The following is a 20,213-nucleotide window of genomic DNA, read 5'->3' as shown; positions in this document are numbered from 1 at the left end:
TAAACGCTCCGGCCATTCCTTGTTTCCTTATATATTTTCTTTATGGTGGCTGGAGAGGGCTTAGGAACTTTTGGTACATTTATTCCAAGAAAGAAAGACTTGCCTTGGATTCCGATAGTTATTGGAGTACCTGCTTTGTGCGCAGTTTTGATTCGGTTTATTTTGGTTTTATTAAACCTCTATGTACCTGAAATAACCGTGACTCCGGTAGAAATGCTGGTTATGTTTGTGAAGAATTTCTGGGAAGAATCCGGAATGATTGGCGTGGGAATAGGGTTTTACGGTTTTGTATTGCCATACTTTCAAAGACAATACAAAAACAATATTAAAGCCGGTATTATGACTGGGTTACTTTTAGGAATATTATTCTTACCGTCATTGTCCGACCCGCTTTCCTATTTGCTTTATGTTGCGCAGCATATAGTGTTTAGTGTTTGTATTAGCTTTATTCTAAACGATACAAAGGGAAATGTGCTCTTTTATATGCTGGCAATGTGGGTTGCAGGATCGGGCGGAAAATTGGGAATTTATGAATTTAACATAAGCGTTCAAATCCTTGAGATTATTTTGTACAGTATATTGTTTGCTATCCTGTATTGGGTGTTTAAGTCCAAAAATTCAGGTAAATCAAAAGAGGAAGTTTTGCAAATATTCCCTGATTTTATAGAGGGTGACAGCCTAAAAGAAAGCAGAAAAAACAATTTGGGAAGTGGAGCTGTTTCATATGAATGATGTATTATTTTATGAAATGAAAAAAGGAACAAGTAACAAGCAAATAATATTTTTTCCTTACCTGGGTGGAACGGTATCGTCATTTCATAATTTAATAAGCAAGCTGGATATGGATGTGAGTATATGGTGTGCCAATCCTCCGGGACACGGCAATTCCAAAAGGGATTTGGTGGAAGATATCGATATTGTAGCGGATATGTATTTTGAAGAATTAAAAAATATAATGATGCCGGAATGTACATATTTCGGTCATAGTTTGGGCGGTATAGTTGCCTATTATGTAGCTCATAGGACTATGAATTCAAAAGAGCATGCCGGCAAGCTGAAATCTTTAATTCTGTCCGCTTGCGATGCACCTAATACCATGAGGCACAAAAAAACTTCAGAACTTCGGGATGACAAACTACTGGAATTGATTGTTTCCTATGGAGCTATGCCTAAAGAAATTATTCAGGAAAAAAGCTTGATAGAATTTTTCCTTCCCATATTTCGCGCCGATTATAAAATACTGGAGTCGGCTGCGGCTAAAGAACCTATTATTCCTTTGGATGTATCGGCGTTTTTGCTGTGGGGCGAAAATGACCCTGAACAGCCGGTAAATCCGCTTCCTAAGTGGCTGCCATATCTTAGAAACGGTGCAGAAGTATTTGTTATAGAAAAAGGAGAACATCTGTTTATCAATAGTCATCCGGCGGAAGTTTCGGAGTGTATAAGAAAGATATTGTACGGTTTGCAAAACTAAAATATAAGAACAAAACGGAAAAATAAGATATTTTAGAAGAAAGGGAGAATAAACAATGTGGATTTTAGTGTTAATTGGTGCCGGAGTACTTTCAGCTTTGGTACATCTATATGTAATAGGAGGATTTCAGGCAGGTATAAGTACTATTTTTGAGATAATCGTGTTGCATCAATTTATAGTGACCAACGGGTTGATAGGTGTTTTGGGATTCTACATCAATGTAATAAAGGCTGACGATACGGCAAAGTCCCTCGGCTGGCCGGGAGGACCGTTTCAGATAAAATACGGTTTTTCCCAATTGGTCTTGGGGTTATGGGTGTATTATCCATTTGGTTTAAAGGTCCGTTTTGGCTTGGAACATTAATTACAATGTACATATATGGAGCCAGCGGATTGTGGACACATACTCAAGAAATGATGAAGAAGGGCAAATTTGACGCTATAGAGTTTGCAAATATTGTATTGGATATAATTTACCACGTTGTAATAACTATCATGTTATTTCAGGTGCCGGGCGTGTTTCGCTGACAGATGTAATATATAAGAGAAGCCGGAATATATTTAGATTGGTTTGTGAAAAGCGACAATAGCAGAAACGCAGTAAAACGATGAAAATTGCTGATTAGGAGGATTAGCGGATGAATCTTACAATGATTAAGAAAGACTTTTCAAGAAATAAGGCAATCAACATTACACTACTGTTATTTATTGTCTTATCGGCATGTCTGATATCGGTAGGAACTATGATAGTTATACAACTTTTCGGTGCTATTGACAGTATGTACGAAATAGCAAAACCTCCTCATTTCATGCAAATGCATACAGGAGAGATTAATTGGGAGGAATTGAACGACTTTGCCGAAAGTGTTGATTATGTGGAGAGTTGGCAAGTCATAGAGATGGTAAATATTTATGGGGGAAATATCCGTATAACAAAACCTGACGGTAAATATTATGTAATGTCCGACAGCCTTTTGGATATTGGTTTTGTAAAGCAAAACGATAAGTACGATCTTTTGCTGGATACCAACAATACACCTATTTATCCGTCTAAAGGAGAAATAGGAGTGCCCATAATTTTGCTGGACAGCTATGATATTAAGATTGGAGATACACTGACTATTACGGAAGGGGATTATTCCAAAGACTTTACAGTTACCTCCTATGTTCGCGATTCGCAGATGAATTCAACATTGTGTTCGTCTACAAGATTTTTGATTAACGAGGAAGAGCATGACGAAATAAAAAATCGTATTGGAAAGATTGAGTATTTGATAGAGTTTTATTTTCCCGATGAATCTTTGGCATCAAAATTTCAGACTACCTATGAAAAGGCCGGAATGCCGGCAAACGGGCAGCCTATAACCTATGCGATTATAAGGCTTGTAAGCGGTATTTCTGATATTATCATGGTTCTTATCATTGTTTTGGTAAGCTTGTTTCTAATCTTTGTGGTGGCAATTTGTCTGCGGTTTACCATTTTAACTGCCATGGAAGAGGAGATAAAGTCAATTGGAACAATGAGAGCAATTGGAATGTCCTATAAAAATATCAGCCAGATTTACCTGATTAAATACAGGTTTTTGGCGATTTTAGGATGTATAGCCGGTTATGCCCTTTCGCTGGTGATAAACAAATACTTTACATCACATATTGCCGAAACCTTTGGTCCGCCTAAGCTGACCTTGGCAGCAATGTTGGCTCCGATTGCTACGGTATGCCTTGTGTATTTGTTTGAGATATATTTCTGTAAAAAAATTATCAAAAAGATAAAGAGGATTACTATTGTAGAAGCTCTTAGAAGCGGTGCGGACAGAAGCAAGGCCAATGCATCGCGGGTGGCAAAATTTATAAATTTAAGCAAATTCAAAAGTTTGCCGGTTGATATATTGATGGCTGTTCAGGATGTGGCGGTAAAGGCCAGAGCATGGCTTTTGCTATTCTTTGTTATACTGATTGCCATTGGTATAATGGTAGTTCCGGTAAACTTACATAATACGTTTAAGTCCCCGAAATTTATTACTTACATGGGACAATCACAAAGCGATATTGTTGTCTCGCTGGCCAAATCTGAGAATATTGCAGAAAAGTTTGACGAAGTATTTGACGTTTTAAACTCAGATTCGGAAGTTGAGGATTATAACGTAGAGGCAGAAGTTGTATATGAAGCCATTAATAAAGATGGGGATTGGACTAATATCCATGTTGATTGCAGTGACGTTGCAAAAAGCGAACTTCAGTATCTTGAAGGGAAGGCACCGGAAAACGAAAACCAAATTGCCCTTTCGGTATTAAATGCCAATGAAATGGGAGTAAAGGTAGGAGATACTCTGCCTATGCTGATTAACGGTCAAGAAATGAGCATCGTTGTTTCGGGAATTTACCAGGACGTTACCAGCGGCGGCTTTACCGCTAAAATGATGCGTCCGTATGACAAAGAAGCAGTGGAAGGGTATTCATTCTACATAAATGTTAAAGACGGTGTGAATATTCAAAAAAAGATAGATTTATATAAGAATAAAATGGGCGTAGAAACAGAAGTTGTGTCTATGGAAGAATTTATCGACCAGACATTGGGCGGAGTTTCCCGTCAGTTGGGAAAGGCAGTGGTTGCGGTTATAATCATGTCAATGTGTTTGGTTGCTCTGATTATCATTTTGTTCTTCAATTTGCAAGCTGCAAAAGAATATTCACAAGTTGCCATTATGAAAGCAATCGGTTTTTCGGTACAGGATATAAGAAAACAATATCTGTTAAAGGTTCTTATGGTGTCAATGATTGGTATAGTTTTCGGTACAGTATTGGCAAATGCTTTGGGTGAAGGTATAGTTAGCGGTATTCTAAGTATTCTGGGTCTTGGGATTTCAAAAATTACATTTATTATAAATCCTGTAAATGCGTACTTATTGTGTCCGATTGCTACTCTCATAGTCGCTGTGGCGGTAACATGGTATTCTTCGAAGGCTTTTAAAAGATATAATATCGTTCAGCTAATTAATGAGTAATTCAAAAATCATTAAAATTACGGGAAGGGATAACATACTATGAAGACAATTTTGGAAGCAAAGAATTTATATAAGACTTTTGGAAAATCAAAAGAAGAAGAAACTGTAGTACTAAAAGGCGTAAATCTTGCGATAAAAGAAGGAGAATTTGTTGCAATCATGGGCCAGTCCGGCTCAGGTAAATCAACACTTCTCTACAACATCAGCGGTATGGACAGACCTACCGGAGGACAGGTTATATTTGATGGAGAAGACATATCCGGCTTGTCCGATGAAGAAATGAGCCAGATTCGGTTAAATAAAATGGGATTTATATTTCAGCACTCTCATTTGTTAAAGACTCTATCAATTAAAGAAAATATTGCTCTTCCGGGTATTAAAGCGGGAAAAAAACCCAGAAATATGGTAATGAATGACACGAAAAAACTCATGGATAGAGTTGGAATCGGAAACATTGGAGGACATGACATTACCAAAGTTTCAGGGGGACAATTACAGCGTGCTGCTATATGCAGAGCACTAATCAATTCTCCTAACATAATTTTTGCAGATGAGCCTACAGGAGCTTTGAATTCCAGCACTTCGTCGGAAGTAATGAATATTTTGAACGATATTAATCAGAATGGAACAACCCTTTTGGTTGTTACCCATGATATAAAAGTGGCAGCAAGGGCAGACAGAGTCATCTATTTTTCAGACGGAAATATTGAAGCGGAATGCACACTGGGTAAATTCAACACACAGAAAAATAATTTAAAAGAACGGGAAGATGAACTGATTAAATGGTTAAAAGAAAGAGGTTTTTAGGGGGATAACATGTCAAAGAAAGCAATTTTATACGGTAAAACGGTTAACGTTCCGGAAGAATATGATAGCATCTCCAAGTTATTGATTTATGTTGGGGAGAAGTATCCGCATAAGGGCTTGACATTTATAAGTGCATCCGGAGATGAGGAATTTCTTTCATATTCCGAGCTTTTGGGTTATGCACGCAGATACCTTAAGACTCTGCATCAGAGGGGTGTCAAGCAAGGAGATGTTGTCATACTGGAAATCGACAACTCGAAAGAGTTTTACAAAACCTTTTGGGCATGTGTCTTAGGAGGAATAGTTGTTGCACCGATAAGCCAGCCTACATCATGGGAACCCAATTCAGCAGGGCTTCTGAAATTGTCCAAGGTTTGGGAAGTCTTAAAAAAGCCCTTAATATTGATTGAAGAACCGTTTCGTGCCCAATATCAAGGGTTGAAGGACAGCGGCTGTTTTGAAGGATTTGAATTTATTTCAACGCAGGAACTGGAAAACAGCGAAATGGAAGACGACATATGTTACCCGGGACCGGATGAACTGGTATTTTTACAGTTTTCTTCGGGTAGTACCGGAATTCCCAAGGGAGTAAAACTGACAAACAGAAATATATTAACCAATATTATTGCCATATCCAACAGATTTGAAAGTACAGAAAACGATACGGTTTTTACATGGCTGCCTCATACCCATGATATGGGAATGTTTGCCCAGCACCTTACTCCCGTAAAAAACGGATGCAACATCATGGTGTTTTCACCGTTTACTTTTGTCCGTTCACCTTATATGTTTCTGAAAAAAATTACCGAGCACAAAGGGACTTGGTTCTGTGCCACAAACTTCGGATATGATTGGATGACAAGAAAAATATCCGACGATAAGTTGGCTTCATTGGACTTATCTTCTCTTCGATTTGTTGCCAATGGTGCTGAACCTATTTCTACCTTGGTAATAGACAATTTTGTGAAAAAGTTCTCTAAATGCGGGTTTAGGGAAAATATGATGAAACCTGCGTATGGAATGGCAGAAGCAACAGTGGGTGTTACTATGCCAAAAATCGGTACGCCGGTAAGAGTTGAGAGAATATGCAGAACAAAGATGATTAATGAAAATATTGTAGCTACGGTTGAGAATAACAATGAAACCGACAAAATTGAATTTGTGCATGAGGGGCATCCTTTTGACGGTGTGGATGTAAGGATTGCAGATGAAAACGGAAATACCTTGGATGAATACATGATTGGAGAAATTCAAATTAGGGGAAATAATGTTACTTCCGGGTATTACAACAATGATGAAGCTACAAAAGACCTATTTATAGATGGCTGGTTACGTACCGGAGACCTCGGTTTTATGGCGGACAGTTCCCTTGTAGTGAGCGGAAGAATAAAAGATGTTATATTTGTTAGAGGTCAAAACTACTTTGCACATGATTTGGAGGAAATTATTTACGAACTGGACACTATAGACAGAGGAAATATTGCTTTGGTGGGACATTTTAACAGCAAGACTCAGCAGGAGGAACTCCTTGCATTTATAAAGTACAAGTCTAGTATTGAAAAATTTCTTCCACTGCGTAAAAGTATCATTGATAAACTTCATGAAGCATTGGGCGTGGAGATAACCCATGTGATTCCGGTTAGTGCCATACCGAAAACTACTAGCGGTAAAGTGCAGCGTTTCCAACTGCGCAAAAACTTTGAAAATGGAGAATATGATGACTTACTCAGAGAAATTGAGGAGTGTATTCAAAAAAAGCAAAATAAGGAAAAATCAATTCAACAACCCCGTAACGAACTGGAAATGTTTTTGCGGGAAAGCTGGTCTAAAATTTTAAATATACCGGAACAAAGCATATCTATTGATGATGCATTTTTTGCTTTGGGCGGTAACTCAATTAAGGCATATCAATTGCTTGATGAAATATCAAAGCATTTAAAAAGGGAAGTTGGAAGTGAACTTTTGGCTTCCTGCAAGACAATAAGACAAATTTCCGAGTATATTGAAGGTATGCCGTCTGTTGATAAGAACTCTGCGATAGAGTTGGAGACCGACAATCGGATAGATATGGACAAGGCTGTTGCTATCACCGGATTGGCTCTAAGATTGCCCGGTGCCAAAAACCAACAAGAGTTTTGGAACAACCTGTGTTCTAAAAAAGATTGCATATCCCAAATCAGTCCCAAGAGAAAGGAGCTTTCCGGCAAACCGGAATGGAATGACTGGCTCGGAGAGCTTGAGGACATTGAGTGTTTTGATAACGAATTTTTTGAAATCTCTGCTGAAGAGGCAAAATTTATGGACCCTCAGCAAAGGCTTATTTTAGAAACATCCTATGAAGCCTTAGAGGATGCGGGAATGATTCCAGGGCTTGAAGAAGAGCGCAATATTGGAGTATACTCGGGTATCAGTACCAATACATACTACCAGCTTCTTGCAAGGTATATTGAAAAATACGGTGCAGAGAAGCTTCACCCTAATACCATGGTTGGCAATATGCATAACATTACAGCGGCAATTATATCCCATGCATATAATTTTACTGGTCCTGCATTATCCATTGATACTGCATGTTCATCCTTTTTGGCAGCTCTTCATCATGCAGTAGAGGCAATAAGACACAAAAGCATTGAGGGTGCGGTTGTGACAAGCGCCAATATTTTGGTCGTTCCCATTGCACACATACTTTCAAAAACGGCGGGAATTGTATCATCCACCAAAAACGCCAGAGTATTTGACAAGGATGCCGACGGGACTGTCTTGGGTGAAGGTGTGGTGGTTGTCTATCTTGAGCCTTTGGCAAAAGCAATAAAAGAAAACAAAAATATCTATGCGGTAATAAGGGGAAGTGCTATCAATAACGATGGATACTCGCTGGGAATTATGGCACCAAACCCTAAAGGACAATATAAAGTTTTGTTGGAAGCATATAATGATGCCAAACTTTCGCCTGGCGAAATCGGCTATATAGAGGCCCACGGAACAGGAACCACCATTGGAGACCCTATTGAGGTTAATGCATTGTCCAAGTTGTTCTCGGAATATAACGTAGAAAAATCCAGCAATATTGGAATAGGTTCTGTAAAGACAAATATCGGGCATCTTTTATCGGCATCTGGGGGAGCTTCCCTGGCAAAGGTTTTGCTTTGCCTTAAAAATAAAAAATTGGTTCCAAGTCTGCATATGGAAGAAATTAATCCCGCACTCCAGATAGAAAAAACACCTTTTTATGTTGTACAAGAGGTAGAGGAGTGGAAAGTAAAAGAAGGAAGTACACGCAAAGCGGGAATAAACAGTTTTGGATTGGGTGGAACCAATGTACATTTAATCTTGGAAGAATGGAATCAAAGTCATAACATACAGAAAGAAAAGAGAAAAGTGAATCTTCTCACTTTATCGGCCAAGTCTGAGAGAGCATTGGAGGTTATGATCAAGCAAACTGAGGACATGCTTAGGGATTTACCCGAGTTGAATATCCATGATATGTGCTTTACCCGCAACCGTTATAGAAAACACTACAGTTACCGTGCAGCATGTGTTATTTCTGAAAATGAAAAGGCAAGAACATTGGAGGGTATTAAAAGAGGACAATTCTTGAAAGGTCGTTCGGCAAAAACATGCATATATATAGGCGACCTGAAAAAGAACTGTAAAGATATTCCTAATCTTTTTGATGAAACCAGTGAGACATTTATAAAGAACTTCTCTGAAATTAGTGAGTGTGCTAAAAAGCATGGAATAACCGATTTGAATCACTACAATAGAAACGATTTGGCTCATTTTACTTACTGGTATTCATTGGTACGGGCTCTTAAAGACAGCGGTACAAATATCAATGAGATTTATGGTGTAAATTCGGGACAAGCTTTAGCAGATGCAGCAAATGGAAAAATTGATTTACAAACGGCGCTGAGAATGTATTTTCAAGAAGCGGAAGGTATTTTGGAGGAGAATGGCGCCGATAGTAAGCCGCAAAGAATAAAATCGGATATTGTCTTAAGCATATGTATGCAAGAAGAGTTATCGGATATATTGCCTGAGGAAGTTCAAAGCAAACTCAAAATAGTTGATTTTCAACCGTCCCCTGAAGGTTCTTTTGATTCCAGTTTGCTTACTATCATAGGAGAACTGTATGTGGCCGGAGCTGATTTTAACTGGGATTATATATATCCGGACGGATTGGGAAAACTTATGAATTTGCCGTCATATCCGTTTGAGAAAAAATCTTTTTGGATTAGCTGTTGAAAGGAGAATGAAAATGAGTAAACAAGAAATTATTGATTTTATTAAAGCTGAAATTGCCGCAATTTTAAATGAAGAACCGGATTCTATTGATGAGGATATAAACTTTTTAAGAATTGGAATTTCTTCCGTTCAGGCTTTAAAGATTATCAATAGAATCAGAAAGAAACTCGAAATCGATATTAATCCGGTTGCAATGTTTGAATATAAAACCATTTCCGAACTTGCCGGTTACTTAAGTGAGTGTGCAAAAATGCGTGAAGAAGAGGTGATATGATGACTGAGGATAAAAGACAAGCAGCTATTATTGAGGAAGCAAAAGCTTTTGTAGATGCCGAGATTCGCCCATTTGTGAATGATTTTGAGGAAAAGGGCGGCGTTCCTTTGGAGCTTATTCGGAAAATGGCTGCAAAAGGATATTTGGCTGCTCCGTTCCCCGAAAAGTACGGTGGACTTGGCCTCGACCCGGTCTACTACGGATTGTTTACTGAGGTATTCGGAAAAGCTTGTATGGCGACAAGAAGCCTTATTACTGTACATACATCACTGGTTGGTGAAACCTTGCTGCGTTTCGGAACGGAGGAGCAAAAAGAAAAGTGGCTGCCGCAGTTGGCCCGGGGAGAAAAGATTGCCGCTTTCGGTTTGTCGGAGCCGGATATCGGGTCTGATGCAAAAAGTATCATGACCACCTGGAATGAAGAGGATGATTGCTATGTCATAAACGGCAGGAAAAAGTGGATCACTTTCGGTGATATTGCGGATGTTTTCATAATTATTGCATCCAATAATGGAAAAAGTACTGCATTTATTGTGGAAAGGTCCTTTCCGGGGGTAGAAACAAAAAGAATCAACGGATTGATGGCTGGGCGTGCAACTTATCTTGCTGAAATTTCTTTGAATCAAGTAAAGGTGCCCAAAGAAAATGTGTTGGGAAAACTAAACTTTGGCTTCGAGTATATTGTTTCAACAGCTTTGGACAATGGACGTTTCAGCATTGCTTGGGCAGGTCTTGCAATTGCACAGGAGGCTTTGGAGGCAATGGTATCATACTCCAGAAGCCGTTCGCAGTTTGGCAACAAGCTGAGAAGTTTTCAGCTCATCCGCGGTATGATTGGCGATGCTGTAACGAAAATTCATGCAGCCAGAGCTCTTTGCATGAGAGCCAGCGAATTGAGAAAACAAAAGGATCCCGATTCAGCCATGGAAACAACAATGGCAAAATACTTTACATCGAAAGTTGCTGTGGATGTGGCAAATGATGCCCTGCAGATTCATGGTGGCAACGGGTTTACCAATCAGTATCCGGTAGAAAGATTATACAGGGAAGCTAAAGTTTTGGAAATCATTGAAGGTTCTTCCCAGATACAGCAGGAGATAATTTCTGATTTTGGATTAAAACGCTATTATAAGAGGAGCAATAAATCATGAGGTTTGCATTACTATTTCCGGGGCAAGGGTGCCAGTATATAGGCATGTGCGCCAAGCTGATTGAAGAATACCAGGCAGCATATGAAGTTTTTGAAGAGGCAAACCGTGCCTTGGGTTACGATATACGTTCTCTGATATTAAAAGGTAATATTGAAGAGCTGACTTTATCAAAAAATGCTCAACCGGCAGTTGTAACTGCAGGTTATGCCCTATATCGTGTTTTTGAAGAACAAATAGGCATAAAACCTTTTTGTGCTGCGGGACATAGCTTGGGCGAGATTACGGCTCTTGTTTGCGCGGGTGCGGTTTCTTTTTCCGATGGCGTTGTATTTGCCAGAAAAAGAGGGGAAATTATGCATCAAGCGATGGATCAAAAGAAGGGGAGATCCGGAGTTGTAGTGGACTTGGAAGTTTCGGTATTGGAAAGCATCATCGAATCCATTCAAGCCAAAGAATATGTGACAATTTCCGGTTACAATTCGCCAAGACAGTTTGTTATTGCAGGCACCCAAGAAGCTCTTAAAATTTTAGACAGGGAGTTGGACGAAACTGACGGACAATTTATTCCATTTAGAATGATTCCGATGAAAGCTGATGCTCCCTACCACAGTGAACTTATGTCCTTTGCAACTTGCGAACTGGAAGAGTCTATAAGAAGTATAGAATTCGGAAAAACAAACTTTGACATTTGGTCCACCGTTACCGGAAAGATAATCGGAGAAACGGACAGCATTTCGGAGATTCTATGCAATCAATTGGTGCTGCCCGTCAGGTGGAATCAAGTTTTAGAACAGATTGCCGCATCGGGAGTGGAGCTGTTTGTTGACATAGGGCCTCAGCAGATAACAAGAAACCTGGTGAGGGAAAACCCGCAATTGCCTATGTGTTTGTCGTTTGACGATGAAGAAGACAGAGAAAAGATAATACAATACATTAAAGGGGGAGGGGTGCTATGAAATCTCAGCAAAATCCTGCCAGCATGAAAGAATATAACCTTAGGGTAAAGAAATATCTTCCGGGGGGCGTTCATTACAATTTCCGCCTGCCGTGGGAGGAAACCCCTATACACTTTGTCAAAGCAGACGGAAGCAGAGCTTGGGATATGGACGGGAATGAATACCTTGATTTGTACGCCAGATTTGGTGCTATGATAGTGGGACATGGAAATAAGGAATACAATGAGTGCTTAAAAGAAACCATTGACAGGGTGCTTTCGGTAAGCCACTGTGATATGGATGCCGAAGCTTTAGAATTAATTGCCAAATTTATTCCTTCTGCCGAGATGATCCGCTTTGGACTTTCGGGAACTGAAATTGTTCAAAATGCGCTTCGACTGGCAAGGGCATGGACAGGTAAGAACCGTTTTGTCAGATTTATAGGCCACTATCATGGAAATGCTGATAATATTATGGGAGGAAGGGCACCTAAGACTGGAGATCCTATTCCGTCGGATTATGTTGGAGACTTGAAAGGTACGGACGGTCGTGCAAAAGATTCAATGGAAAGTCAGTCATATCTTATTCCGTGGAACAATGCCGACATTCTTGAAAACCTTTTAAAGAGCAAAGGTCATGAAATTGCAGCAGTGATAACCGAACCGGTTTGCGTAAATGGAGGAAGCGTGCTTCCTGCTCCGGGATATCTAAAGAGAGTGAGAGAATTGTGTGATGAATACAATGTTGTACTCATCTTTGATGAAATTATAACCGGTTTTCGAATGGGATTGGGAGGCGCACAACAGGAATATGGTGTAACTCCGGACTTGACTACCTTGGGCAAGGCTATAGCGGGTGGCGGAGTTCCTGTATCCGCACTGGTTGGCAAAAAAGAGATTATGCAGCTTTTAGTAGATAAGAAAGTCATCCATGCCGGAACATTTAACGGGTATCCCCTTGGAACAGCTGCAGTAAAAGCTACCCTTGAAATACTGAGCAGAAATAATGGACAGGCTATCTCACAAATGAATGAGAAAATGGTAATGATACATGAAATATTAAAAAGTGAAGCTGATAATGCAGGGCTTCCCCTTGTGATTCAGGGACCTCCCGGATGTGCTTCTTACCATGTATGCAAGGATGTTTTAAAGAATCCGGAAGAGTATGACTTTGAGATTATGTCTCTGGACATTATTTTAAACAATAGCCTTTTGAAAAACGGTATACTGGTTTCTTCAATTTCAAGAATGTATCCGAATATCAGCCTTAATGAAGACGACGTGGAATGGTTTAGGGAAAGAGTCCGTAATGCAGTAATAGAAACAAAAGAAATATATGATGAGATTGTCTAAAAAAGAAATCTATCGGATGGGGGGTAAAAAAATGCAAAATAAAACAATTGCCATAATTGGCGCCGGAGTTATGGGCAGTGCTACAGCATTGCATATAGCAAGATACGGATACCGGGTTATCCTCAAGGATATTTCAACTGAAATTTTGGAAAAAGCCAGGAAAAATATAAGAAATGAATACCGTTCTGCATGCATGATGAATAAAGAATATTCTTCTGTAAGTTTGGATACGATTCTTCAGAACATATCGTTTCAAGAAGACTATAATGGTGTTGAAGCAGCTGATATTATTATAGAAAATATTACTGAAGACATGGAAAAGAAGATTGCCGAGTATAAGCGTTTGGGAGAAGTATGCAATAAAGATGCTTTCTTTGCTCTAAATACCAGTTGTATTTCGATTACCAAATTGGCTTCGTATTTGCCGGATCCTCAAAGGGTAATCGGTACGCATTTAATGAATCCTGTTCCTTTAAAGGAAATGGTAGAGGTTATAAAGGGATATCATACATCAAAAGAAACGGAAGAAGAGATTGTTTCGTTTCTGAAAAGTCTTGGAAAGAAGCCTATTGTCATTGGAGATTTGCCGGGTTTTGTCTCTAACCGTATTTCACATCTGTTTATGAATGAGGCAGCCTTTATTGTGCAAGATGGAATTGCAACGCCGGAGCAGGTGGACAACATTATCAAACTGGGTTTCAACCACAAAATGGGGCCATTGGAAACAGCGGATTTGATAGGATTGGATACTGTAGTAAATTCCTTAGAGGTCTTATATGAAAGCTATCAGGATCCGAAATACAGATGCTGCCCTCTGCTCAAAAAGATGGTGGATGCAGGTCACTTAGGTAGAAAAAGCGGCAAAGGCTTTTACAAATATTAAAGGGGGGAGGAGTTATGGGAGAGAAAAAAGAGATAAAATGTGTTGTGTGGGATTTGGATAATACCATATGGGACGGAATATTGCTTGAGTCTGATGATGTGCAGTTAAAACCGGGGATCAAAGAAATTATTGAGACGCTGGACAGCCGAGGAATTCTTCATTCCATTGCAAGTAAAAATGAATATGATTTGGCAATGTCAAAGCTTAAAGAGTTTGGTCTCGATGATTACTTCCTTTATCCTGAAATACATTGGGATGCAAAATCAATTTCTTTGGAGCGGATACAGAAGAATATCAATATCGGAATGGATACGATACTTTTTGTTGACGACCAGGAATTTGAATTGGCAGAGGTTAAGAATGCTCACGAATCCGTTAATTGCTTAAATGCAAATGAGTATCAGACATTACTGAGCGATCCGCGCCTAAATCCCAGATTTATTACGGTTGATTCTGCACGCAGACGAAAGATGTACCAGGACGATTATAAACGAAAACAAGCAGAAGAGGAGTTTAGCGGACCTTCGGAAAAGTTTTTGGCTTCACTGAATATGAAATTTTCTATCAGCGATACTCAGGAGGAAGATTTGAGGCGGGCCGAGGAGCTTACCGTAAGGACCAATCAGTTGAATGCTACAGGTAAAACATTCAGTTATGATGAATTAAATGAGCTTAGACAATCGGAAAATTATAAATTGCTTATCTGCGAATTGGAAGACAAATTCGGAAGCTACGGAAAGATAGGCTTGGCCTTAATAAACATGAGCGAAGATTACTGGAGATTGGAAATGATGTTAATGTCCTGTCGGGTTGTATCAAGGGGAGTAGGCACTGTTCTGCTTAATTATATAATGAAAGAAGCAAAAAGGAACAATAAGCGTCTTCTTGCCGATTTTAGAGATACAGGACGCAACAGGATGATGCAAATATGTTTTCGTTTTGCGGGATTTAAAGAAAAGTCCTCAGACGGAAACGGAAACTATGTATTAGAACACGATCTGGAAAATATTCAGGATTTTCCTGACTATATTGAAATATCTACAAATGTTAAATGGTAGGGAGAGGGAAGTATGGATTATAGAAATGAAGTAAGAAATTTTATTATGGAGAATTTATCTATTGATGATGACAATGTCAGCTTTACAGATGATGACAACTACTTTGAATTGAGATTTGTAAATTCACTTTTTGCAATGAAATTAGTAAACTTTGTGGAACAAAAATTTGACATTGAAGTTGACAATGATGAGCTGGACATAAAAAACTTTAGCACTGTAAACAATATCGTGGCTTTAATCAATAAGAAAAAGAAAACCGAATAGAAACGATAATATGAACATTGACACTAATTCGGACTGTATTTTAAGTAGTGAAGAAGATTGATGAAAAAAGGTTCTATAGCAGTATATTTCAAATGGTTACTGCTATAGAACCTTCTAAGTTCTATTTATTTTCCTTTAAAAAAATGACGATGTCAAATTCACCGATAGGAGTTGACAAAGGCAGCAGCAAAGCCTTATCGTTGTCAATAGAATATGGTTTGTATTCACCTACATAAATTTGCGGAGGGACAATATCACAGGTGTAGTTGTGCTGTGCCAAAAGAGTTAACGCGTTTCCGCCGATGATATTTGCCATTTCTCCCAGGGCTGAAGATGCGAAGTTATCAATTTTATCCATTTCCATGCCGGACAATATTTTAACCATTTCGAGAGTCATATTTTTCGGAAAGCTAAAGAGGATTTTTCCTTTTAAATCTCCTATAACTCCAAGTTCAACATTGGCATCTTTGTCGTTGGATAAATCTTCTATCAATTTCAAGTCTCCTCTTTGAGGCTCTATATCAACCATTAACTGAAGTACTTCTTTTGCTGCTTTGTAAAAGGAGTTTACATATTCCGCTTTCATTATATTTGTCCTCCTTTGCTTTTAACATATTCACCAATCTTCTGATCCATATTGCCGACATGCATGATGAGCCAGGTCATAAGCTTACCGCCGAATTCCTGTATCCTGTTTTCATTAAAGCCTTCTTCCTCAAAAATCTTCACATAATTGTCAATACCTTCTTTGAAAGTGGCATGAGCCTTTTTGTGAGCTTCAAGCTCAGGATAATTTATCTTGGCCTGATAATCTTCTTCTTCCTTGAAATGAACGATTACATAGTCTTTCATAAAGGCCATTGTTTCCTTTACTTTGTCGATTCTGGCATTCCAATCTTCTTCGCTTCGAATAATCCTGGTAAAATCAGAGACACGTCTAAAGAGTTCTTCATGCTGCTCATCAATTAAATCTACACCGATTTTGTACTTCTCTTTCCACATCATATTAATCCCTCGCTTTCTGTATTATAATTTTACCTCGAAATCCTGTCCCAAAAGCCCATCTGCGATTCTATTACAATAGCCTCATTTGTATGTAATATCTTCCTGACGCTTTAAAAGAACAGCCAAAAGTATAATAAGTATAGTATTGCGTATCGATTTATTTTTCGGAAATTTTGCAGAACTATTTTATAGGGAAAATATATATTTGAAGTTTGTTGACGTGAAGAGTATAATAGTAAACGTTACATATAAGAAGGAAGGGAATTTGGTTGCTTCGATTTTTACGCCAACAAAAACAATCTCAAACTTATTCCAAGCAGATGAGACGAGAAGTAATGTTCCTCACGTGGCCTGCATTTATAGAATTGGTTATGTCTACTTTGTTTAGCATGATTGACATGATTATGGTAGGGCGGCTCAGCTCGGCAGCGATATCGGCTGTTGGACTTACTACTCAGCCTTTTATGGTTCTGTTGGCGGTGTTTTCTGCTGTTAACGTGGGTACAACCACCATTGTGGCATGGAACATTGGTGCCGGCAATACTGAAAAGGCGAAGACAATTGCCAGGCAAACTATTGTCCTAAACTTTGTTATGGGAATTATTGTAAGTGTGGTAGGAGTTGCTCTGGCCCATAAAATTGTAGTCTTTATGGGCGCAGAGGCGGATACAATTAAGGATGCTACCGCATACTTTCAAATAGTATCTGCCGGACTGGTTTTCCAGGCAGTTAGCATGGGAATTACTGCTGCCCTAAGGGGAGCTGGAGAAACAACGCTTCCTATGATGTACAATGTGGGCAGTAATCTTTTCAATGTCCTGGGAAACTATTTGCTTATATTCGGAAAGTTTGGCTTACCTAAATTGGGCGTGGCAGGAGCTGCGATTTCCACTTCCGTATCAAGATTTATAGCCTGTGTAGTTGGTCTTTATATAGTATTTTTTTCAAAAAGGTCTGTTATATCGCTTAAGGTTAGGGGCAGCTATCGAATAAACTTTGATATTGCCGGGGAAGTTTTCTCAATTGGTTTGCCGTCGGCACTGGAGCAATTTGTGATTCAGGGCGGGCTTATGATGTTTGCACGTACAGTCTCAAGCTTGGGAACTATGACATTTGCTGCTCATCAGATAGGTCTTAGTATTTGCGGGCTTACTTTTTCACCCAGCATGGCTTTCGGTGTTGCCGGTACGACTTTGGTGGGGCAAAGTCTTGGCGCAAATGATGAGGAGAGGGCTCAAAGGTATGCCGATATCATACATCATATGGCTATTGCTGTTGCCTGCTTTATGGGAGTAATGTTTATTTTGTTTTCGTATCCCTTGGCATGTCTATATACCGAAGACCTGGAAGTAGCTGCGATGGCCAGTGTTATACTTAAAATAATGGCTCTTGCCCAACCCGGGCAATCGACACAGCTTTCTCTTGCAGGTGTGCTCAGGGGAGCAGGGGATACTATGTTTCCATTGTATTCGTCTGCTTTCGGTATATGGATTTTCCGTGTGCTGGTTGCCTATGTTTTTGTAAATGTTTTTCATTGGGGGCTGGTAGGAGCATGGGCAGCTTTGGTGCTTGATCAATATACAAGGGCCGCTATTGTGTATTTCAGGTTTGTTTCAGGCAAGTGGAAGTATATTAAGGCTAGAAACTCAGAGATAGCGAAAATGAAAGCATGTTCTTGATTTTTTGAATGAAGTTTTACCTTACAAAAATGTTATAGTCATAAACTTGGTATATATGGTATACTTATAAAACAGACATACTGTATACTGAATTGATATAAAAATACTTTTGCAGGGGAGATGCAGCAGCGTGGAATTAGGTGTGGGATTAATTAAGGTCATAATTTTAGGTATTATCGAGGGAATTACAGAGTGGCTGCCCATAAGCAGTACGGGGCATATGATTTTGGTAGAAGAGCTTATAAAGATGAATATGTCCGATGAATTTATGGAAATGTTCAGGGTTGTCATACAGCTTGGAGCCATTATGGCGGTGGTCGTTTTATACTGGAATAAGCTTTTTCCTTTTTCTTTCAAAGACGGGGTACAAATAAAGAAAGATACTTTTTCCTTGTGGATTAAGGTGCTGGCTGCCACTTTGCCGGCGGCATTGATAGGTATACCTTTTGATGATAAAATTGATTCATTGTTTTATAACTACACAACAGTTGCTATAACCTTGATCGTATATGGTATTTTATTTATCATTATGGAGAACAGAAACAAGTCAAAGATTTCTCTAATTAGCACTTTTGATGAACTTGGTTATAAAGCTGTCCTGTTAATCGGAGTATTTCAGGTTCTTGCTCTTATTCCGGGAACATCCCGCTCCGGTGCGACAATTTTGGGAGCAATAATGATTGGCTGCTCGAGAGAAATTGCTGCGGAGTTTTCCTTCTACCTGGCAATACCGGTTATGTTTGGGGCAAGCCTATTAAAATTGGTGAAGTTTGGATTTGCTTTTTCGCAACTTGAATTAATTATACTCTTTACGGGCATGATTGTTGCCTTTGCTATCTCGATTTTCGCTATCAAGTTTCTTATGGGATATATCAAGAGGAATGATTTTAAAGCCTTCGGCTACTACAGAATTATACTGGGATTGATTGTTGTTCTTTACTTTTTGGCTGTAAGATAAGAAAGGTTTTGAAGGGAATATGGAAAATCTATATTCCCTTCATCATGTATTTTATATCCTTTGTCAAATCAATTGAGCTTCTATTTCGACTTTACGAACCGACACGCTTTCAATATTGCAACCTACAGGAATACCTTTTTCAAGGCAAAATTCCATCAATTCATTAAATATGGACTTTGAAAGGGATACGGATTTGTTCAGTATATCCTCGGAATTCATCAGGTCATTTTCCAGCCACCTGGGTATACTGATTCCCAGCCACTTCATGAATTCCAATGTTTTTGTTGAGCCGCAAGGTGTAAGGGTAAATATAATCGGAACCATTGCCAGGTTGTTGTTTTTTGAGTAGTAGTAATAATCGGACAGAAAATCCTTTGCAGCCTCAACATTATATACCGCTTGAGTAATAAAATATTTGCAGCCTTTATTAATTTTTCCGATGATTCTTAAGTGTTCGTCGGTATTTTTCATATGCCTTTCGGGTATGGCAACACCGCCTAAGACAAGGTCGGGATTTGTGTCTTGGCTTATTTTATAAGCGTCGGACAATTTTAGCAGCACGGACTGATTTCTTGAAGCCGCACCCACGAAGACAGAAAAGGCGTCTTGCCCGGGTACCGGGCGTATCAAATGGATAAACTCATCCGGAGTATACTTGCCAACGCTTCTGTAAATGATTTTGGGTATTTTTAAAGCGTTTAGATAGTTTTCACTGTAAGTTTGGGGATCAACGGTTTCCATAAAGGGAAACGGCCTGTCCTCAGCAATGCGGTCTTTTTCGTCCTGAAGGTCATATATGACCAAACCGTCTATATCTAGACCTTTTATTCGTTCAATATGTTTTTGGGATATTTCTTTTATTTTTTCCTCTGTGTTGTTTTTCTTAGGAGGGGTTATACCGTAAGTAATAATACCCGACTCCCTGTTTATAATCTTTTGCTTTAACATTTGATTCACCTTTAAATCTTTTTAGAAGCTCTTTAACATGCAGCTTTTTGATGAAAATATTATACCAGAATGTATTCTAAATTGCATTATATTAAATTGAGGATGATTATGTATATCTATGATTATTTTGCTTGTTTTTCATCATTATTGCAGTATTTTATTTTTTATGTTATTA

General features: G+C 39.0%; 16 protein-coding genes and 2 pseudogenes. 15 read left to right on the top strand and 3 right to left on the bottom strand.

Annotated features, from left to right (window positions below; translation table 11 throughout):
• Positions 1-42: 42 nt before the first annotated feature.
• The 13 genes and pseudogenes from JCM21531_RS17580 to JCM21531_RS03525 all read left to right on the top strand — a co-directional run bounded on the left by JCM21531_RS17580 (position 43) and on the right by JCM21531_RS03525 (position 15,448).
• Positions 43-732, top strand: a complete 690-nt coding sequence (locus tag JCM21531_RS17580) for a hypothetical protein (protein WP_131464365.1) — start codon at positions 43-45, stop codon at positions 730-732.
• On the top strand, positions 725-1,474 hold the full coding sequence (locus JCM21531_RS03580; protein WP_038287431.1) for a thioesterase II family protein: 750 nt from the start codon (positions 725-727) through the stop codon (positions 1,472-1,474). The genes JCM21531_RS17580 and JCM21531_RS03580 overlap by 8 nt, the downstream gene beginning before the upstream one ends.
• Before the next feature lie 55 nt (positions 1,475-1,529).
• Positions 1,530-2,002: pseudogene (locus tag JCM21531_RS03575) on the top strand (DUF6790 family protein).
• 110 nt (positions 2,003-2,112) lie between these two features.
• Positions 2,113-4,479 (top strand): ABC transporter permease, encoded by a 2,367-nt coding sequence (locus JCM21531_RS03570; protein WP_038287429.1) that lies wholly within the window; start codon positions 2,113-2,115, stop codon positions 4,477-4,479.
• A 39-nt stretch (positions 4,480-4,518) separates the two neighbouring features.
• Positions 4,519-5,286 carry an ABC transporter ATP-binding protein gene (locus tag JCM21531_RS03565; RefSeq protein WP_038287427.1) on the top strand — a complete coding sequence of 256 codons (768 nt, stop codon included), beginning with the start codon at positions 4,519-4,521 and terminating at the stop codon, positions 5,284-5,286.
• Between the two features lie 9 nt (positions 5,287-5,295).
• A complete protein-coding gene (locus JCM21531_RS03560) occupies positions 5,296-9,531 on the top strand; it encodes a beta-ketoacyl synthase N-terminal-like domain-containing protein (RefSeq protein WP_038287425.1) in 4,236 nt (1,411 codons plus the stop codon).
• A gap of 13 nt (positions 9,532-9,544) precedes the next feature.
• Positions 9,545-9,805: an acyl carrier protein gene (locus JCM21531_RS03555; protein ID WP_038287422.1), complete on the top strand. Its 261-nt coding sequence runs from the start codon at positions 9,545-9,547 to the stop codon at positions 9,803-9,805.
• The gene (locus JCM21531_RS03550) at positions 9,805-10,956 is read left to right on the top strand and encodes an acyl-CoA dehydrogenase family protein (protein ID WP_038287420.1); all 1,152 of its coding nucleotides are present in this window, start codon (positions 9,805-9,807) and stop codon (positions 10,954-10,956) included. Before JCM21531_RS03555 ends, JCM21531_RS03550 begins: the two co-directional genes overlap by 1 nt.
• Positions 10,953-11,912, top strand: a complete 960-nt coding sequence (locus tag JCM21531_RS03545) for an ACP S-malonyltransferase (protein WP_038287417.1) — start codon at positions 10,953-10,955, stop codon at positions 11,910-11,912. The genes JCM21531_RS03550 and JCM21531_RS03545 overlap by 4 nt, the downstream gene beginning before the upstream one ends.
• Positions 11,909-13,243: an aspartate aminotransferase family protein gene (locus tag JCM21531_RS03540; RefSeq protein ID WP_038287415.1), complete on the top strand. Its 1,335-nt coding sequence runs from the start codon at positions 11,909-11,911 to the stop codon at positions 13,241-13,243. Before JCM21531_RS03545 ends, JCM21531_RS03540 begins: the two co-directional genes overlap by 4 nt.
• 31 nt (positions 13,244-13,274) lie before the next feature.
• Complete coding sequence (locus tag JCM21531_RS03535) at positions 13,275-14,126, top strand: 3-hydroxyacyl-CoA dehydrogenase family protein (RefSeq protein WP_038287413.1); 852 nt, start codon at positions 13,275-13,277, stop codon at positions 14,124-14,126.
• A 14-nt stretch (positions 14,127-14,140) separates the two neighbouring features.
• Complete coding sequence (locus JCM21531_RS03530; RefSeq protein WP_038287411.1) at positions 14,141-15,184, top strand: HAD-IIIC family phosphatase; 1,044 nt, start codon at positions 14,141-14,143, stop codon at positions 15,182-15,184.
• A gap of 12 nt (positions 15,185-15,196) precedes the next feature.
• Positions 15,197-15,448 carry an acyl carrier protein gene (locus tag JCM21531_RS03525; protein ID WP_038287409.1) on the top strand — a complete coding sequence of 84 codons (252 nt, stop codon included), beginning with the start codon at positions 15,197-15,199 and terminating at the stop codon, positions 15,446-15,448.
• A 121-nt stretch (positions 15,449-15,569) separates the two neighbouring features.
• On the opposite strand, the gene JCM21531_RS03520 is transcribed toward JCM21531_RS03525, so the two are convergent.
• A complete protein-coding gene (locus JCM21531_RS03520) occupies positions 15,570-16,034 on the bottom strand; it encodes a chemotaxis protein CheX (protein ID WP_038287406.1) in 465 nt (154 codons plus the stop codon).
• On the bottom strand, positions 16,034-16,453 hold the full coding sequence (locus JCM21531_RS03515) for a bacteriohemerythrin (protein WP_038287404.1): 420 nt from the start codon (positions 16,451-16,453) through the stop codon (positions 16,034-16,036). The genes JCM21531_RS03520 and JCM21531_RS03515 overlap by 1 nt, the downstream gene beginning before the upstream one ends.
• Before the next feature lie 320 nt (positions 16,454-16,773).
• Between JCM21531_RS03515 and JCM21531_RS03510 the strand changes: the two genes are divergently transcribed.
• Both JCM21531_RS03510 and JCM21531_RS03505 read left to right on the top strand, forming a co-directional pair.
• Positions 16,774-18,132 carry an MATE family efflux transporter gene (locus JCM21531_RS03510; protein WP_243467154.1) on the top strand — a complete coding sequence of 453 codons (1,359 nt, stop codon included), beginning with the start codon at positions 16,774-16,776 and terminating at the stop codon, positions 18,130-18,132.
• Positions 18,133-18,274: 142 nt separating this feature from the next.
• Positions 18,275-19,090, top strand: coding sequence for an undecaprenyl-diphosphate phosphatase (locus tag JCM21531_RS03505; protein ID WP_243467153.1), 816 nt, complete (start codon positions 18,275-18,277; stop codon positions 19,088-19,090).
• A gap of 28 nt (positions 19,091-19,118) precedes the next feature.
• Here JCM21531_RS03505 and JCM21531_RS03500 read toward each other — a convergent pair.
• Positions 19,119-20,038: pseudogene (locus JCM21531_RS03500) on the bottom strand (methylenetetrahydrofolate reductase).
• Positions 20,039-20,213: the final 175 nt, after the last annotated feature.

The sequence above is a fragment of the Acetivibrio straminisolvens JCM 21531 genome, from assembly GCF_000521465.1.
Lineage (GTDB): Bacteria > Bacillota > Clostridia > Acetivibrionales > Acetivibrionaceae > Hungateiclostridium > Hungateiclostridium straminisolvens.
The sequence above is the reverse complement of the archived record's forward strand: the minus strand, read 5'-3'. Positions and strand labels throughout refer to the sequence as shown.

Bases quoted from the DNA above. Each gene is read 5' to 3' on its own strand.
- JCM21531_RS03570 (WP_038287429.1), top strand. From the start codon at position 2,113: ATGAATCTTACAATGATTAAGAAAGACTTTTCAAGAAATAAGGCAATC.
- JCM21531_RS03525 (WP_038287409.1), top strand. From the start codon at position 15,197: ATGGATTATAGAAATGAAGTAAGAAATTTTATTATGGAGAATTTATCT.
- JCM21531_RS03560 (WP_038287425.1), top strand. From the start codon at position 5,296: ATGTCAAAGAAAGCAATTTTATACGGTAAAACGGTTAACGTTCCGGAA.
- JCM21531_RS03555 (WP_038287422.1), top strand. From the start codon at position 9,545: ATGAGTAAACAAGAAATTATTGATTTTATTAAAGCTGAAATTGCCGCA.
- JCM21531_RS03530 (WP_038287411.1), top strand. From the start codon at position 14,141: ATGGGAGAGAAAAAAGAGATAAAATGTGTTGTGTGGGATTTGGATAAT.
- JCM21531_RS03510 (WP_243467154.1), top strand. From the start codon at position 16,774: ATGAGACGAGAAGTAATGTTCCTCACGTGGCCTGCATTTATAGAATTG.
- JCM21531_RS17580 (WP_131464365.1), top strand. From the start codon at position 43: ATGGTGGCTGGAGAGGGCTTAGGAACTTTTGGTACATTTATTCCAAGA.
- JCM21531_RS03550 (WP_038287420.1), top strand. From the start codon at position 9,805: ATGACTGAGGATAAAAGACAAGCAGCTATTATTGAGGAAGCAAAAGCT.
- JCM21531_RS03520 (WP_038287406.1), bottom strand. From the start codon at position 16,034: ATGAAAGCGGAATATGTAAACTCCTTTTACAAAGCAGCAAAAGAAGTA.
- JCM21531_RS03515 (WP_038287404.1), bottom strand. From the start codon at position 16,453: ATGATGTGGAAAGAGAAGTACAAAATCGGTGTAGATTTAATTGATGAG.
- JCM21531_RS03535 (WP_038287413.1), top strand. From the start codon at position 13,275: ATGCAAAATAAAACAATTGCCATAATTGGCGCCGGAGTTATGGGCAGT.
- JCM21531_RS03545 (WP_038287417.1), top strand. From the start codon at position 10,953: ATGAGGTTTGCATTACTATTTCCGGGGCAAGGGTGCCAGTATATAGGC.
- JCM21531_RS03565 (WP_038287427.1), top strand. From the start codon at position 4,519: ATGAAGACAATTTTGGAAGCAAAGAATTTATATAAGACTTTTGGAAAA.
- JCM21531_RS03540 (WP_038287415.1), top strand. From the start codon at position 11,909: ATGAAATCTCAGCAAAATCCTGCCAGCATGAAAGAATATAACCTTAGG.
- JCM21531_RS03580 (WP_038287431.1), top strand. From the start codon at position 725: ATGAATGATGTATTATTTTATGAAATGAAAAAAGGAACAAGTAACAAG.